The organism is Pseudoduganella sp. R-31 (assembly GCF_049913235.1).
GTDB lineage: Bacteria > Pseudomonadota > Gammaproteobacteria > Burkholderiales > Burkholderiaceae_D > Rugamonas.
Genome location: NZ_CP183986.1, coordinates 2,898,824 through 2,914,500 on the forward strand (window position 1 = coordinate 2,898,824; position 15,677 = coordinate 2,914,500).

General features: G+C 60.1%; 16 protein-coding genes. 3 read left to right on the forward strand and 13 right to left on the reverse strand.

Translation table 11 applies throughout. From position 1 onward, the window contains the following. Window positions 1–168 precede the first annotated feature (168 nt). From ACN9MY_RS13305 to ACN9MY_RS13315, 3 genes are read right to left on the reverse strand one after another with little or no spacing between them, the layout of a single operon-like run. Window positions 169–1,131: a LysR substrate-binding domain-containing protein gene (locus ACN9MY_RS13305; RefSeq protein WP_426171276.1), complete on the reverse strand. Its 963-nt coding sequence runs from the start codon at window positions 1,129–1,131 to the stop codon at window positions 169–171. A gap of 10 nt (window positions 1,132–1,141) precedes the next feature. Then, window positions 1,142–2,395, reverse strand: coding sequence for an MFS transporter (locus ACN9MY_RS13310; RefSeq protein WP_426322930.1), 1,254 nt, complete (start codon window positions 2,393–2,395; stop codon window positions 1,142–1,144). A gap of 2 nt (window positions 2,396–2,397) precedes the next feature. Beyond that, entirely contained in the window at window positions 2,398–2,820 is a 423-nt protein-coding gene (locus ACN9MY_RS13315) for a MarR family winged helix-turn-helix transcriptional regulator (protein WP_426322932.1), read from the reverse strand. 98 nt (window positions 2,821–2,918) lie between these two features. Between ACN9MY_RS13315 and ACN9MY_RS13320 the strand changes: the two genes are divergently transcribed. Further along, the gene (locus ACN9MY_RS13320) at window positions 2,919–3,455 is read left to right on the forward strand and encodes a DUF882 domain-containing protein (RefSeq protein WP_426171281.1); all 537 of its coding nucleotides are present in this window, start codon (window positions 2,919–2,921) and stop codon (window positions 3,453–3,455) included. Window position 3,456: 1 nt separating this feature from the next. On the opposite strand, the gene ACN9MY_RS13325 is transcribed toward ACN9MY_RS13320, so the two are convergent. From ACN9MY_RS13325 to ACN9MY_RS13365, 9 genes are all read right to left on the reverse strand, one after another. Then, the gene (locus ACN9MY_RS13325) at window positions 3,457–4,221 is read right to left on the reverse strand and encodes a M23 family metallopeptidase (protein WP_426322934.1); all 765 of its coding nucleotides are present in this window, start codon (window positions 4,219–4,221) and stop codon (window positions 3,457–3,459) included. Window positions 4,222–4,231: 10 nt separating this feature from the next. Beyond that, complete coding sequence (locus ACN9MY_RS13330) at window positions 4,232–5,131, reverse strand: L,D-transpeptidase family protein (RefSeq protein ID WP_426322936.1); 900 nt, start codon at window positions 5,129–5,131, stop codon at window positions 4,232–4,234. 103 nt (window positions 5,132–5,234) lie between these two features. Continuing rightward, window positions 5,235–6,956, reverse strand: a complete 1,722-nt coding sequence (locus ACN9MY_RS13335) for a DEAD/DEAH box helicase (protein ID WP_426322938.1) — start codon at window positions 6,954–6,956, stop codon at window positions 5,235–5,237. A 383-nt stretch (window positions 6,957–7,339) separates the two neighbouring features. Further along, a complete protein-coding gene (locus tag ACN9MY_RS13340) occupies window positions 7,340–7,759 on the reverse strand; it encodes a hypothetical protein (RefSeq protein ID WP_426322940.1) in 420 nt (139 codons plus the stop codon). Window positions 7,760–7,959: 200 nt separating this feature from the next. Then, entirely contained in the window at window positions 7,960–8,151 is a 192-nt protein-coding gene (locus tag ACN9MY_RS13345; protein ID WP_426322942.1) for a hypothetical protein, read from the reverse strand. Between the two features lie 6 nt (window positions 8,152–8,157). Further along, window positions 8,158–9,018, reverse strand: a complete 861-nt coding sequence (locus tag ACN9MY_RS13350; protein ID WP_426322944.1) for an SPFH domain-containing protein — start codon at window positions 9,016–9,018, stop codon at window positions 8,158–8,160. Window positions 9,019–9,223: 205 nt separating this feature from the next. Then, window positions 9,224–11,542, reverse strand: coding sequence for a hypothetical protein (locus ACN9MY_RS13355; RefSeq protein WP_426322946.1), 2,319 nt, complete (start codon window positions 11,540–11,542; stop codon window positions 9,224–9,226). A gap of 241 nt (window positions 11,543–11,783) precedes the next feature. Further along, window positions 11,784–12,575, reverse strand: a complete 792-nt coding sequence (gene fabI / locus ACN9MY_RS13360) for an enoyl-ACP reductase FabI (protein WP_426171296.1) — start codon at window positions 12,573–12,575, stop codon at window positions 11,784–11,786. Window positions 12,576–12,671: 96 nt separating this feature from the next. Continuing rightward, entirely contained in the window at window positions 12,672–13,985 is a 1,314-nt protein-coding gene (locus ACN9MY_RS13365; protein WP_426322948.1) for a transglycosylase SLT domain-containing protein, read from the reverse strand. Between the two features lie 172 nt (window positions 13,986–14,157). Between ACN9MY_RS13365 and ACN9MY_RS13370 the strand changes: the two genes are divergently transcribed. Continuing rightward, window positions 14,158–14,718 carry a DUF1415 domain-containing protein gene (locus ACN9MY_RS13370; RefSeq protein ID WP_426322950.1) on the forward strand — a complete coding sequence of 187 codons (561 nt, stop codon included), beginning with the start codon at window positions 14,158–14,160 and terminating at the stop codon, window positions 14,716–14,718. Beyond that, window positions 14,718–14,912, forward strand: coding sequence for a DUF1289 domain-containing protein (locus ACN9MY_RS13375; protein WP_426171300.1), 195 nt, complete (start codon window positions 14,718–14,720; stop codon window positions 14,910–14,912). Before ACN9MY_RS13370 ends, ACN9MY_RS13375 begins: the two co-directional genes overlap by 1 nt. A 172-nt stretch (window positions 14,913–15,084) precedes the next feature. On the opposite strand, the gene ACN9MY_RS13380 is transcribed toward ACN9MY_RS13375, so the two are convergent. Further along, a complete protein-coding gene (locus ACN9MY_RS13380; protein ID WP_426322952.1) occupies window positions 15,085–15,600 on the reverse strand; it encodes a DUF1993 domain-containing protein in 516 nt (171 codons plus the stop codon). Between the last annotated feature and the right edge of the window lie 77 nt (window positions 15,601–15,677).

Below are 15,677 nucleotides of genomic sequence, written 5' to 3' on the forward strand. Positions count from 1 at the left end.
GAGTGCGCATCCGGTTATGCAAAATTTGCATAACCTGTCTTTTTGGTATCGCTTGGTAGGCAAACTACAAACCCGTGCCCCAGTGTCTGACCCGCGGGGTCAGACACTGATACGCGGCCGCTGCAGGCTAGTGTCAGACCCTGTGGGTCGGACACTGGTTTACCGGTTCTATCGGTCCGAAGCCGGCACGCGCCGCTTCGCCGAAGCCGGCTTTTGTTTTTCCGCCAAATGCTCCCAAAGCCGCGCCACCACGGCCTTCCCAGGCCGCGCCGTGCTGGGCCGCTCGCGATAGAGCCGAATCTCCATCTCGATTTCCCACTCCGCCCGCCCGCCATCGGCCGGTGCCAGCAGCTTCTGTTTCACCTCGCGCGTCACCGCCGATTCGGGCAGGAACGCGATCCCGCGCCCCTCCAATGCCATCATCTTCAACCCTTCCGCCATATCGGTCTCGTAATGGGTCTCAAGGTGCAAAGCCTGCTTGGCATCGGACATGATCAGGTCGACCATGCGACCCAGGTAGGCATTGGTCGTGTAGGAAAGGAAGGGCAGGGGCGACGTCTTCCGCCCCGGCAGCACGAACTCCGGCTGCCTGGCCTTGTCGCAACGCGCATAGGCACGCAAAGCCTCGCGCCCCAGCACCAGCATGTCGTAGCGCCCCGGATCAAGCTGCACCGGCTGGCGCGGATGGTGGTAGCAAAGCAGCAGGTCGCAGCCGCCTTCCACCAGCTGCAGCACCGCATCGTGCACGTTCAGCGCCATCAGGCGCGAATTGATCGGCGCGAATTCCTCCTCAAGCTGCGCGATCCATTTCGGGATGAAGGTCAGCGACAGCGTGTGCGGCACGGCGAGATCGATGCTGTTCTGCGTCGCCGCCCGCTTGCCGCGCAACAGCTCGCGCACGCCGTTGATCTGGCTGAGCATTTCCAGCGCCTGTTCGTAGAACACCAGCCCCGCCGGCGTCACGCGCGTCGGGTAGGAGGTGCGGTCGATCAGGTCCATGCCCAGCCAGTTTTCCAGTGACTGGATGCGCCGCGAGAACGCAGGCTGCGTGACGTGGCGCAGTTGTGCGGAGCGGCTGAAGCTATTCGTTTCAACCAGGGAGATAAAGTCTTCCAGCCATTTTGTTTCCATGAACGAGATCCTAAGCAGCGGTTGCGATGCGGCGCATTGGCGTGAACAGCAGCGCAAGCGTAGCGCATACCACCAGGATGACGCCACCTCCAAAGAACATCTGCGGCAAGGTCGCGCTCTGCATGATCCAGCCGGTTGCGGCGGATGACAGCGGCGCCAGGCCGAACATGATGAACATGAAGATGCTCATCACACGTCCCATCATCTGCGGCGGCACACGCTTCTGGATCCAGGTGAACACGGCCACCTGCACCAGCCCGACCAGCGCGCCAAGCGAGAGCAGCAGCAAGCCGCCTTGCCACGCCGTGGTAATCAGGCCGAGCGGCATGATCAGCAGGCCGGCCATCGCATCGACCGACAAGGCGAGCAGGCCAATGCGCACCGGCTTGCCGGCATTGTACTTGGCCGTCATGCCGGAGAAGGCCATGCCCGCCAGCATGCCTGCGCCATGGGCTGCCATCAGCATGCCAAAGGCCGAGCCGTCGTGCAGGCGCTCCTTGGCCAGCACCGGCAAGGCCACCTGCATGGTGCCGCCGATCAGTACCGATACCAGGCCCCAATAGGCGAAGCAGGTGCGCATCTCCACGTCGCGCCATACTGCCAGCAGGCCTTCGCCGACAGCATGCAGCACGTTTTGCGGCACCGCAGGTGCGCCGCCTGGCAGCGGCACCACGCGCGACAGGGTCCACGCGGAGACCACGAAGCTCAGGCTGTCGAACGCGAAGGCCATGCCCAGTGCGCGCATGCCGCCATCGGAGCCGCCGGCGTCGCCGATCGCCAGCAGCAAAGCGGCCAGCAAAGGACCCGCAAGCATGCCGACCTGGCGCACGCCCATGATGGCGCCGTTCGCTGCCTGCAGCAGGTCCGGAGGAATGGCGCGCGGCATGATCGAACTGCCGGATGGATAAGCAAACGCCTGCGCCAGCCCGATGCCTAGCGAGAGCGCATACACCAGCGGCAGCGTAGCTGCGCCGGCCAACGTCAGCACAGCCAATGCGCCTACCAGCAGCGCGCTGGCGTGCTTGGTCAGCATCAGTACGCGCTGGGGCGAATGGCGGTCCACCACGGCGCCGCCAATCAGGATGAAGATGGCGCGTGGTGTGCCCAGCAGGGCGAGTACCAGTCCGAGCGACAGCGGATCGCCGGTCAGTTTAAGCACGAGCCAGGGCAGGGCGATCAGGGTGAACTGGTCGCCTAGCATGGACAGGATGCCGCCGCTGAGCAGCCAGCGGAAATTGGCATTGTTTTTAAGGGTGGGTGTCATTATCAGGGGCCGATCAAGTTGGCGAGGACGGCGTTCAGCGGCGCCAATTCTTCATCCTTTGAATGGCGCAGCAGGTCCGCAGCGTATTCGGCGGCGGTGCGCTGGGCGTTATCCAGCAGTGCGTGGCCGGGCGCAGTGATGACGGCATAGCCGACGCGCGCATCACGTTCGTCAGCCTGGCGTGCCACCCAGCCGGTCTTTTCCAGCGGCAGCAGGGTACGGGTGACCCCTGATGCGGTCAGTCCCAAGCGGTCGGCCAGGTCGACGCGGCGCAGGCGGCCGCCTGGTGCGTTGGCCAGGCTTTGCAGCAGCATGAAGTCGCTGAAGCTCAGGCCGTGGTGGCCGCCCAGCACGGTGTCGAGGCGGCGGATAATGGTGGCGTGGGCGCGCGCAAGGCGCAGGCAGAATTCGAGTGCGTTATCCATGACTATTCATTGAAAAGTGCTTGAGTAATCAAGTATATAGAAACTTCTTGCTGCGCGCCATAAAAACTTCGAATCGGCGTCAGCGGTAGACTAGAGCCATGAATAAGCGCAGATCATTCCTCAAGAGTTCAGTCGCGGTGGCATCGGCTTTGGCGCTGCCGGCAATGGCTCGCGCTGCCATCGCTGCGCCGCACGAACGCAGCCTGCGCTTCTACAACACGCACACCGGCGAAACCTTGCGCACGATGTTCTGGGCCGAGGGGCAGTTCATTCCCGAGGCGCTGCAGGACATCAACCACCTGCTGCGCGACCATCGCAACGACAAGGTCGCAACCATCGATCCCGAACTGATCCTGCTGCTCGACCGCGTCAGTTCGCAATTCAGCAACCACGAAGTGATCCATGTGATTTCCGGCTATCGCTCGCCTGAAACCAACCAGATGCTGGCCGAAGCCAGCGGCGGCGTGGCGAAACACAGCATGCATATCGAAGGGAAGGCGATCGATGTGCGCCTCCCCGGACGCGACCTGGAACGCCTGCACAAGGCGGCGCTGGCGCTGAAGGGCGGCGGCGTTGGCTACTATCCAACCTCACAGTTCGTGCACATGGACACGGGACGCGTGCGTCACTGGTGAACTACTGGCGGCCCAGCAGCGGATAGGGATTGATTGGCTTGCCCTGCCACCAGTTCTTCTCCGGACCCAGTTCAAACATGGCGAAATGCAGGTGCGGCGCGGTGGGATCGGCATTGCCCGTGGCGCCTACATAGCCGATCAGGTCACCGCGCTTGACCTGCTGGCCTTCTTTCAGCGCCGTGGCGTAGTGGTCGAGGTGGGCGTAGTAATACGAATACTTTTCATTCGGATCGAACTGATAAATCGTCAGGCCGCCGGGCTTGCTGGTAAACAGCTTGGCGATCTTGCCGTCGGCTACTGCGTAGACCGGGGTCCCGACCGGTGCAGGGATGTCCAGCGCTTCATGCATTCGCTCCGAGCCGCGCGGCTGGGCGTAGGTGTCCTGGATCTGCTCCGGCTTCACGCCAGCCACGGGGATAAACAGGGAAGTGCCGCTGCCGCTGGCAACCAGCCCGCCGGTGCCGCTGGTGTCGCCCGCGCGCATGCCGGCCAGCGAGTCGCCGGCCTTGCCGGCACCGGCGACATGCGGCGGATCGATCGGCGCCGCCTGGGCTGGCGTGAGCACCGGGGCTGCTGTTGTTGCTGGCTCGATGACTGGCGCGGATGCCGGCACGGTCTGCGGTACAGGCGCCGGCCGGTCGCCGGGAATCGTAATGGCAGCGGTCTCTCGGTTGTCCAGTGGCACGCGGCTAATCAGCAGCAGTGTGCCGCCGGCGCCAAGGACAATCCCGGCAATCAGGGTGCCGAATGCGCCTATGGGTCTCATGGCAGCCTCCTTATTCCTGTAGCACGGCTGGCGTCCCCGGCCCTACTGCATCGGCGACGCGTGCGGCGTCCCAGTTGGCGAGCCGGATGCAGCCATGCGACTGCGTTTGGCCGATCTTGCCCGGTTCGGGCGTCCCGTGGATGCCGTAATGGTCTTTCGACAAGTCTATCCACACGACGCCAACCGGATTGTTCGGTCCGGGCGGGATGGTGGCCTTGCCGTCGCCCGGCTTCGCATCCCAGAATAGTTTCGGGTTGTAATGGAAGGGAGGATTCCGTGCCACGCCATTTATCTTCCAGTGACCGACCGGTAGCGGATCATGTTCGCTGCCGGAAGTGACGGGCATTTGTGCGATCACCTTGCCGCCGGCATCGAGCAGCGAAAGCGTGCGGTCGCTGCCGTCCACCACGATGCTGGCCGCTTTCGGCAGGGGCGGCGCGGCGCCCACGTTCGGCACCATGATTTGCGCGCCTGCCTGTTCGATGTCCCTGCCGGAGTTGAGCTTGCGCAGCAGCGCCGGGCTGGCGTGGAAGCGCTCTCCCAAGGCTTCGGCGGCGCTCGAGTAGCTCAGTGCCTGAAGCTTGGCCTTGTCGGCCATTTCTTCCGGTACCGGCACGAACGGTCCGGCGACGTCGGCATCGGTGACCGTGTAGGCAGCCAGCACTGGCTGGCCATCATCAAGCGCCGCCAGCGTAGCGTCATCTGCCTTGCCGGTCTGGGGCAGGCCGCGTGCACGCTGGAAGCCAAGCAAGGCTTGCCGCGTATTGCCGCCTGCGGTGCCGTCGATCTCTCCGACGGAAAAATTGGCCCGGTCCAGCAGCACCTGGGCGCGCACGGTTGGGGAGGGCGAGTCCTGGGCCGCATGCGCGCCCGTGCTGGCTAACAACAGGGCAATCAGGATTGTTCTCATGGGCGCAGTGTCGCGCTGATTTTGCGGCCGCTCCGTTCGGTAACGTACAAAAGAAAAAGGCCGCCAGGTTGCCCGGGCGGCCTTGCTTATTGCACGCTAATGATTAGCGATCGCCCCAAGGACGACGCGGCGCATCGGTGCGCGGACCCTTGAAGCCGCCGGCATCACGATCGCGGTTGCGGAAGTTGCTCTCGCCGCGCTCGCGGAAACCGCCTTCTTTGCGGACGCCGCCTTCAGGGCGCTCAGCGCGGAAGCCGCCTTCGGAACGGAAACCGCCGCCATCAGCGCGATTGCGGAAACCGCCTTCGGCTGGACGCTCGGAGCGGAAGCCGCCTTCATTGCGGTTGCGGAAGCCACCTTCAGGACGCTCGTTGCGGAAACCGCCTTCAGCACGGAAGCCGCCTTCGTTGCGATTGCGGTAGCCGCCCTCGCTGCGTTCACGGAAACCGCCTTCGTTACGATAGCCACCTTCCTTGCGCTCGCCCGCAAACGGATTGCCTTCGCTGCGATAGTGGCCGCCTTCCGAGCGCGGGTTGGAGAAGGAGCGCTGGCCCGGCTTGCTGTTGCGGCCATCGCCTGGCTTCCAGCCTGGGCGCGATGCGGAGCGCGAAGGCGCTGCACGCTTAGGCTCGAAGCCTTCGATCACTTCGACCGGAATCGGCTGGCGGGTCAGGCGCTCAATACGGCGCACCAGCATGTTTTCAGCGTGGTTCACCAGCGATACTGCGATACCGTTGCGGCCGGCGCGGCCGGTACGGCCGATGCGGTGCACGTAATCTTCAGGGAATTTAGGCAGGTCGTAGTTGAACACGTGAGTGATGTTCGGCACGTCGATGCCGCGTGCTGCCACGTCGGTTGCAACCAGCACTTTCACGTTACCGCGGCGCAGGCCGTCCAGGGTGCGGTTGCGCGCGCCCTGGTGCATGTCGCCATGCAGCGCAGCGGCGGAAAAACCGGCGATGTTCAGGCGGTCTGCGATGGTGTCTGCGTCACGCTTGGTGGCGGTGAAGACCACTGCCTGGTCCATGGTTTCGTCGCGCAGCAGGTGGTCCAGCAGGCGGTTCTTGTGCGACAGGTCGTCCACGAAGTGCACGCGCTGTGCAATGTTTTCGTGCTTGGTGGTCGCGGTGTTGATCTGGATGACCAGCGGGTCCTTGGTGATGCGGCGGGCCATATTGCCCACCACGCCGTCCAGGGTTGCCGAGAACAGCATGGTCTGGCGCGAATCAGGGGTGGCGGCAACGATCTTCTCGATGTCCTCGATGAAGCCCATGTCCAGCATGCGGTCGGCTTCGTCCAGCACCAGCACTTGCAATTGCGAGAAGTCGATCTTGCCCTGTTCCATGTGGTCGATCAGGCGGCCTGGAGTCGCAACCAGGATTTCCGGATTCTTCGCCAGCAGTTGCATCTGTTTAGGGTAAGGCATGCCGCCCAGGATCGCCACGGACTTGATGTGGCGCAGGTTGGCGCAGTACTTGGTGGTGTTGGTGGTGACCTGCAGGGCCAGTTCACGAGTAGGAGTCAGCACCAGCATCTTTGGCTGGGCAGGGCGGAAGCGCGGGCGCTCGCCGCGGGCACGCGCGGACTGGGCTTCCTGCGCTGGAGTCTTGCCGGTGCCGGTGAAAGGCGCGCTGGCCAGGCGGTGCAGCGATGGCAGCATGAAGGCCGCGGTCTTGCCGGAGCCGGTTTGCGAGGAAACCAGCAGGTCCTTACCCTCGATCGCGGCAGGAACGGCCTGCTGCTGGACTGCGGTCGGCGCGGTGTAGCCGGCTTCGGTCAGTGCGGAGAGGATGGACGCGTGGAGACCAAGTGCTTCAAAAGTCATGTAAATCTTTCGTAAAAAGCGAGAAAATAGCTACGCTAAACCAGAACGAAACGACTCTATTTGTATAGAAATTTCGGCACAAAAGCTTTGCGCCGGGACGGTGTCATTTGACTACGACACACAGGGCGGAGGGCTTTTTAGGCGGCATCCAATGTTCAGGATGCGGCAGATAGTTTCGCGAAGCTGCTATTTGTGTTGTTATTTTCAGCTGCGTTATATGTGTTGCAGCGCACAAGCGATGAATTATACACGGAATCTCGGCTGCGCGGTAGCTTTCCATTCGGTTTGCGGCAGAGCAATATTGCTTAGTTTGGGGCGGACATGGGTAGCCCAACCATATGCAGATTGCAGTTGCATGGCCCGGCATGCGGCGCCGGGCAATATCATTTGTCGACGACGTTAAAACTGTCAATCACGCCTGCGACTCCAAGAAGATCAAAGCCATCTTCATAGTATGACTTTCCCCATTCAATAAACTCGACCGCGTTCATCTGAACCATGCTTAAAAGCCAGGCCGAGCCATCGTCGACTCCTGCAGGGAACAAGGCGGTTCCAGTTTCCCACGTTTTACCGTCAGTACTCCAGAAGCAAAATGTAACGTCTTCATGTTCTACCGCATCGTCCTTTAGCAGATCCAAAAGATCCGAAGGTAGACCGTCGTACATACCGGGCCAGACTGCGTATTCCTCGCGCGCGTATGGGCTAGCCTCTGATTCATGGTCAAAACCCTTGATCAGTGCTTTTCCGTCTTGCGTAAAAAATACAAATACATGGTCCCCTGCACCGTTGTCGTACTTCGCCATGGCAGTTCCATTTGACCAGTCTTCGTCATACCAAAAGGCTCTGAGCCAATCTTCAGACGTAATGATGGCATCGCAACACGCAGCTGACCGCAGCGCATGCCGAAGTTCGATAGGGGAGAGCTTAGGAATATTCATTGCGGGAGGCAGTTTAATTCAGCAGTAGGCAGTTTGAAGTCAATCCGATTTGAATCTTGTGGAACTTACTCGTCATCGTTCGCCGCCGAGTCGCGCGTCGTTCTCGGCTTGATGCCCCGGCGCGCCAGCGCCTCGCGCAGCAGGAACTCGATCTCCGCGTTCACGCTGCGCAGGTCCTGGGCAGCCAGACGTTGCAGTTCGTCCCACAACGCCGGGTCTATCCTTAGAGGGAAAGCTTTTTTGCCGGGGCTTGCCATCTTGACTCAGTTATACAGGGTGCCTGTGTTGACGATAGGCTGGGTCTCTTTGTCGGAGCACAGTACCACCAGCAGGTTGCTGACCATCGCCGCCTTGCGTTCCGCATCCAGTTCAACGATTTCGCGCTCGGCCAGCGCGTTCAGGGCCGATTCAACCATACTGACTGCGCCGTGCACGATGCGTGAGCGGGCGCTGACGATGGCTTCGGCCTGCTGGCGCCGCAGCATGACTTGTGCGATTTCGGGAGCGTAGGCGAGGTGGGTCAGCTTGGCATCCACGGTTTCCACGCCGGCGGCCTTGAAGCGTTCCTGCAGTTCGCTGCGCAGCGCAAGCGAAACTTCATCCATGCCGGAGCGCAGCGTCATTTCGCCCTTGGCGAGGTCTTCGCCGTCATCGTAGGCATAGCGCGAGGCGAGGTGGCGAATTGCGGCCTCCGCTTGCACCGCGACGTAGCGCTCGAAATCATCCACATCGAAGATGGCCTGCGCCGTGTCCTGCACGCGCCAGACGATGGCAGCTGAAATTTCGACCGGGTTGCCGCGCTTGTCGTTCACCTTCAGTGTTGGCGCGTTCAGGTTGCGGGCGCGCAGCGACAGGCGCTGTTTGCGATACAGCGGGAAGGCCCAGCGCAGGCCTTCGTTGCGGTCGGTGCCGATGTACTGGCCGAACAGGGTCAGGATGGCGCTTTCGTTTGGCTGCAGCATGTACAGCCCCGGCGCCAGGAAAACCGCCACGATGACGCAGGCTGCTGCCAGCAGCGGCTGGAATCCGCGCGCCAGAAGGAATGCGAAAATCGCCAGCAAAACGACGACGGTCAGCGCCAGGTAACCACTGTGAGACGAGAAGGGCTTTTCGGTTCGGTTCATGATCAATCCAGAGGGGGTTAAATCAAAGTGATATCACTTTAGTCTCACCTTTCCAAGTTGTCAATTTGATTCTGCATGAAGGCTTAATGGTGGGCCGCAGCGTTTTGAGCGTGCCAAACAGGTTGAGGTTGGCGTCCGCTGCAGCGGATTCGCAAGTGCGATAAAGAAAAAGCCGCCCGGATCAATCGGGGCGGCTTTGGCAGGCTTAATTGCCGAGATTGAGGCGGGTGGCGGTTGGAGTTTGCTGCACCAGGTCACGCGGGATTGGGATCGCGGCGATCTTTTTATTCCCTGCCCAAATGATGGTGTTACTGGATGGTGTGATGCTGAGCGCGCCGCGATAATCGCAGTTGGTGTTCGTTGGGCATTCGGACACGCCAGTCGGCAACGGAATCTCTCCGATCTTGGTCATGTCCGAGGTGCGGATCACGTCCAGGCGCACCAATCGGTTGGTGCCTGTATTTTGACTGTATTGCATTGCCGATGCATAGATCAGGCTGCCGTCGTAGGAGACCAGCGCTGGTTGGTAATAGCCGCCCGTCCCGCTTGGCAGGCGGCCGATCCGGCGGTAGTCCGCCACTTCGAAATAATCCGTGGCGCCGGTCAGCAAGTATTTGCCGTTACCGGACAGGGCAATGCCAGCGCCATAGTTGTACGGCGGTGCATTGTTCGGCATGACCATTTGGCCGTCCAGCGGATCGTAGCGGTAGGATTCACCATGGCCACCGGACCCGGTCGAGACGATCATGCGGCTGCCATCGCTGGAGACAGTGAATTTCGGATCGCTCAGGCTGACCCGGGCTGGGTTGAACGTGATAAACGTTTTGGTGCGCGGGTCAAAGTACATCAGATCGGACCATTGCGAAGACGTCAGCCATACTCGGCCATCGGCCGTGATTGGCAGTTCGAGGCCGTTCCACATGTAATCCTGGTACATCTGGGTGCATTTCTCGCACTTGTAGGTCGCCGTCACTTCCAGCGTGTCCGGACTGCGTGCCTCCAGCACGCCGGAGCCGTTGGTGGTGTATAGGATCTGTTGGTCGGCCGTCAAGCCGAGGCGTGCGCCGCTGCTGACTGGCATCGACTTAGCCAGGCTCCAGGCGCCATTGCTGGCGACGTATTGCTGCAGGACTGCGCGGTCGGCATTGACTACGTAGAAGGCATTACGCGGCGGGCTGAATGCGATCGACTTCTTGTCGCCTACGTTATCCAACATGGCGGCCGGCAAAGCCTCGGCGCTAGCCACAAAAATGCCGGGGTAGCCGGCAGTCAGGTTGGAAGCGAGCTCAAATGTGATCGGGTAACGTCCGATGGCAAGGCCCGGCAAGTTCAGCACGATCTCGGTATCGGAGACGATGGTGCCGGATGTAATCTGCGCGCCTTGCATCTTGACGCGCGCAATACTGCCCAGTTGCAGGAAGCCGCGGCCACGCAGGCGCACTTCTCCCGCTACCGATGGATGCAAGAGGTAAGGGCTGGAGGCAATTACCTCGGGCAGTTTCTTGCTCAGGGTAATGCTATACACAATGTCGTCCAGGCCTGCCGACTTGAACGTCAGCTTTGCAGTATCGCTGGTGAAATTCGGCACGTCGGCGAGTTTGCTGCCGTCGATGCGGTAAGCGACATTGCTGCTGCCCTGGCCGCTGAGCGAGCCAAGTGTCAGCCATGGCTTGTCGCTATATGCGGTCCATGCAGGCGACTGGCCGCCTTGGTAGGTCAGGTCGAACGTGCTATCGATGACGGACGGCGAACTAGCGTCAAAATCAAGCGAGCGATTGGCTGGTAGAGCTGCGCCCGCTCCTATATCAGCAATGACCTGGATTTGAAGACTGATACCAGGCATCGATTTCGCTCCAACCCACACCGTGCCGTTGAAGCGGCCTCGGGGCATGCCGGCGCCGTCAACATAAACCTGCAACCGGCCTTCGCTATCGATTTGTGAGCTCAACCATTTGCTGCCATTGTCTGCATAAGCCCTGACAGTCAAATCGGATGCTGCCTCTTTATAGCCCAGGTTGCGCAGCAGGATGGCTTGCCCTCCCTGGAAAGCGGTGATGCTGATTGGCGAAGCATCGATCTTGTAAGTACGGATCGAATAAGGGATGGTGCGCGACCATGCAACAGATCCGCAGTTGGCATCGTTGCATAGCTTGAACACGAACTTTCCATCGACATTTCCTGTCACGTTGGTGGTGCTAATGTTTACGGTCACCGACGTCAGGTTTTGCGATGCCGAAGTGTTAAAAACCGCCTGATTGTCCGATTCCACCTTCGCATAATAGGTTGCGTTGGCTGGAGCGCCGTTGAGCGAGAAGCGGATGACGTCACTTGTCGCGGATGGAGTGCCATTTAAGGTAACAAAAGCCAATGACGATTTATCGGCGGCGATTGAGAGTCCGGCTGTATTGACGTCGGCGCCGCTGCTTGAGCCACCGCCAGTGTTGCTACCCCCGCCGCCGCAAGATGCAAGAACCGCACAAGCCGCAATCAGCAGGAGTTTTTTAAATGAATAGAAATATTGCACAATATTTACAGTTGTATCAAAACAGTAATTGTAACAAATGCTACGCATGTTCGTGACAAGTAACTATCTACTTGGATGTCCGTGGCGTCGATTGCGCCTAGCTGTCCTGTTCGGTTCCATAAGTGTGTGGACAATATGCATAAACGCCCTGACCTTGCAGCAAGAGCAGGACGGACTGGCTGCGCAATCTTCGCGAGTAAAAAAAAACCGCCCGAAGGCGGCTTTTTTCCGAAGCGGGAGATTATTCGTAATCGCTCGAGTTCAGGCCCATCACATGGGAGAAGCCGCCGTCGACGTACATGATGTCGCCGGTGATGCCGGACGACAGGTCCGACAGCAGGAAGGCTGCGGCATTACCCACTTCTTCGATGGTCACATTGCGGCGCAGCGGGGCGTGGCCGGCGGCAAAGCCGAGCAGCTTGCCGAAGTCCTTGATGCCGGAGGCTGCCAGGGTCTTGATCGGGCCGGCGGAAATGCCGTTGGAGCGGATGCCGTGCTGGCCCAGGTTCTCTGCCAGGTAACGCACGGAGGCTTCCAGCGATGCCTTGGCCAGGCCCATGGTGTTGTAGTAAGGGATCGCACGAACCGCGCCCAGGTAGGACAGGGTCAGCACGGAGGAGCCTGGCTTCAGCAGCGGCAGGGCGGCTTTCACCATCGCTGGGAAGCTGTACGCCGAAATATCGTGGGCTACGCGGAAGTTTTCGCGGGTCAGGCCATCCAGGAATTCGCCGGCAATCGCTTCGCGTGGGGCAAAGCCGATGGCGTGCACGAAACCGTCCAGGCGGTCCCAGCTCTTGGCCAGGTCGGTGAACAGGTTGGCGATTTGTTCGTCGCTGGTCACGTCGCAGTCGAAGACCAGATTGCTGCCGAATTCGGCGGCGAATTCAGTGATGCGGTCTTTGAAGCGCTCGCCAACGTAGGTGAAAGCCAGTTCGGCGCCTTCGCGGTGGGCTGCCTTAGCAATGCCGTAAGCGATGGAACGGTTGGACAGGACGCCAGTAATCAGGATTTTTTTGCCTTGCAAGAAAGCCATATCTACTCCAATGGGGTTATACCGCAAGAACGGGATTGTAAACGTGCTGACGCCACCCCTGCAAGTTTGGCAAGGGGTAGCGTGTTGGCAACACGGTTAATTGCTGCGGCGGGACTTCGATTTGCCGGCTTCGTCACGCTTCACGCGTGCCTTTACCATGCTGACCGCTGGCTTGGAATCGCCGCGCGATGAGGAGGCTTGACGGTAGTTGCTGCGTTTTGGGCCGGAGCGTTCGTTTTCCACGGCCATCACGGCGTTTTCAATCACGTCGGTCGAAATGTCCGGGCCGGCGGCGGAGGCGGAAATATTCGGCACCAGGATGGTCGAGCCAGCCTTCAGCACCGACCGTTGCGGCATATTATTGGCCTGGCGGATGGCATCCGGGGTGGTGCCGAACTTGCGGGCCAGGGAGGCAATGCTCTCACGGGCGCTGGAAATCTTGTGGGTGGTCCAGCTCGACAGGGCGTGGGTCCACGAGGCCAGGTTGGCGGCGAACTTGGCGGCATTCTCGGTCGGCAGCAGGATCTTGGTCTGCTCGTTGCCGGTAATGACGGGCTTCTTGAACTGCGGGTTCAGGGCCTTGAACTCGTCGACCGAGATTTCGGCCAGCTTGGCAGCCAGCGCCATGTCGATGTCGCGGGTCTTGTCGATCGCGGTGAAATACGGCTCGTTGTCGATCACCGGCAGGTGGACGGCGTATTGCGACGGGTTGGCGACGATATTCTTCACCGCCTGCAGCTTCGGCACGTAGTTGCGGGTCTCGGCCGGCATGAGTTCGGCCAGGCTTTCGAAATTGGTCGGCTTGCCGGCGGCGCGGTTGCGCTGGACGGCTTTCTGCACATTGCCTTCGCCCCAGTTGTAGGCGGCCAGGGCCAGGTGCCAGTCGCCGAACATGGTGTACAGGCGCTGCAGGTAGCTTAGGGCGGCATCGGTGGAAGCCAGCACGGAGCGGCGGTCATCCTTGAAGGCGTTCTGCTTCAGGTCGTAGTCGCGGCCGGTGCCCGGCACGAACTGCCACAGGCCGGCGGCATTGGCGGTCGACAGGGCTTGCGGATTGAAGGCGGATTCGATGAAGGGCAGCAGGGCCAGTTCGGTCGGCATGCCGCGCTTTTCCAGCTCTTCCACCACGTGGTAGAGATAGAGCGAGGCGCGGGCGGTAGTGCGGTCGAGGTAATCCTGGCGGTCGGCGTACCACTTCACATGCTTGGCGACCAGCTCGTTGTTCACGTCGGGAATGGCGTAGCCGGAGCGGATGCGGCCCCAGACGTCGGTTTCCTTGTATTCTTCCACGGCAGGCACCTGCATCACCACGGATTTCGCGGCGTCGGTGGAGGCCAGGGAGGAGGCTGCCGGGAGCGCGGCGCTCAGCGCCAAAGCGATCAGGACAGCACTTTTGATTCGTTCTTGCATAGCGTTTCGCAGTTGTCTTGTGGAAACAAAGGGCGGACTATCTAATGGCGGAGTGTAGGGTTGAAACCTTGTCGAGTCAAGGAAAAATTCGCTATGTGCCTGATTTTCTTGGATAATTATGTCGATCAAGCTATATAATTGGTGTCTTGGATAACGACTTTTGGATGTATAAATGAGCAACACCCCAGTGGATTACGAAGCCGTTATCGCGGCAACCGAGCAGTGGCTGGAGAAGGCGGTCATCGGTTTGAACCTGTGCCCCTTCGCCAAGGCCGTGCACGTGAAAAAGCAGGTGCGCTATGTCGTGTCGGAGGCTTCCTCGCCTGAGGAATTGCTGGAAGACCTGATCAAGGAGCTGGAATTCCTGGCTGAGGAAGATCCGGAAGTGGTCGACACGACCTTGCTGATCCACCCGCTGGTGCTGCAGGATTTTGGGGATTACAACGAATTCCTGGATGTGGCGGACGCAGCTTTGGAAGAGCTGAAGCTGGATGGCGAACTGCAGGTGGCGAGCTTCCATCCCGAATACCAGTTCGCGGATACCGACAAGAACGATATTTCGAACTATACGAACCGTTCGCCTTATCCGACCTTGCACCTGCTGCGCGAGGCTTCGATCGACAAGGCGGTGGAGGCTTTCCCGGAGGCGGCCGATATTTTCGAGAAGAATATCGACACCATGGAAAAACTCGGCCATGAGGGTTGGGACAAGCTGGGCTTGCAGGTGAAGTGATGGCGGAAGAGAAATTACCTGAGCGGCCGGATACGCCTTGCGTGGCGGTTTGCTCGACGACCTTTGATGAGATCTGCCGCGGTTGCGGGCGCACTTATATCGAGGTGGCGCACTGGGTGGCCATGAGTGCGGAGGAGAAGGAGAAGGTTTGGCAGCGGATTCTGGCGCAGGGGTATCCGCGGCGGAATTCCTGAAACCGGTAATTCAGGGTCTGACCCGCAGGGTCAGACCCTTAACGGTTTCGCGGCCAGGGGTTAAGGTTGTCCGCCTTTGATCTTCGACGAACGTCAAAGGCCCAGAACCTACGCCCGAGGCCGACAATCTGACAGGGTCTGACCCTGCGGGTCAGACCCGGGTTTGCCGGTTTTACTCAGCCTTCCACGACCCAATAAAATCCTTCTTCCCAATCTCCAGCCCATTATGGCGCAGGATGTTGTACGCAGTGGTCGCATGGAAGGTGAAATGCGGCAACGCATAATGCATCAAATACTCCTGGCCAACCCACTGCTTGGCCTTTTCTCCGCTACCAGTAGTCACTGAACGTTGCGCAGAATCCTCAATCGCCTGGCGCGGCAGCGAGTCCAGGAAAGTCAGCGTGCGCTGGATGCGCAGTTTTAATTCACCAATGGTCTTTTCAGTATCTTCGTAAACCGGCACATCCGCGCCGGCCAGTCTTGCGCCTGCGCCCTTGGCAAAGTCAGTAGCAATCTGGATTTGACGGGTAAAAGGCAGCATGTCCGGGAACAAGCGGAACTGCAGCAGGGCATTCGGATCAATCTTCTTTTCCTCGATGTGGGCCTCGGTCTTGTCCAGGATGGCCAACAGGCTGCCGAGGATCTGGCGGAACACCGGAATCGAAGCGGAATACATGGAAAACGACATGGGTAAACTCCTCTGATATAGAGTAGCGATGATAGCGCGTTACGTGCATAATTGCTGCTGGATAATCTTTTCCACCA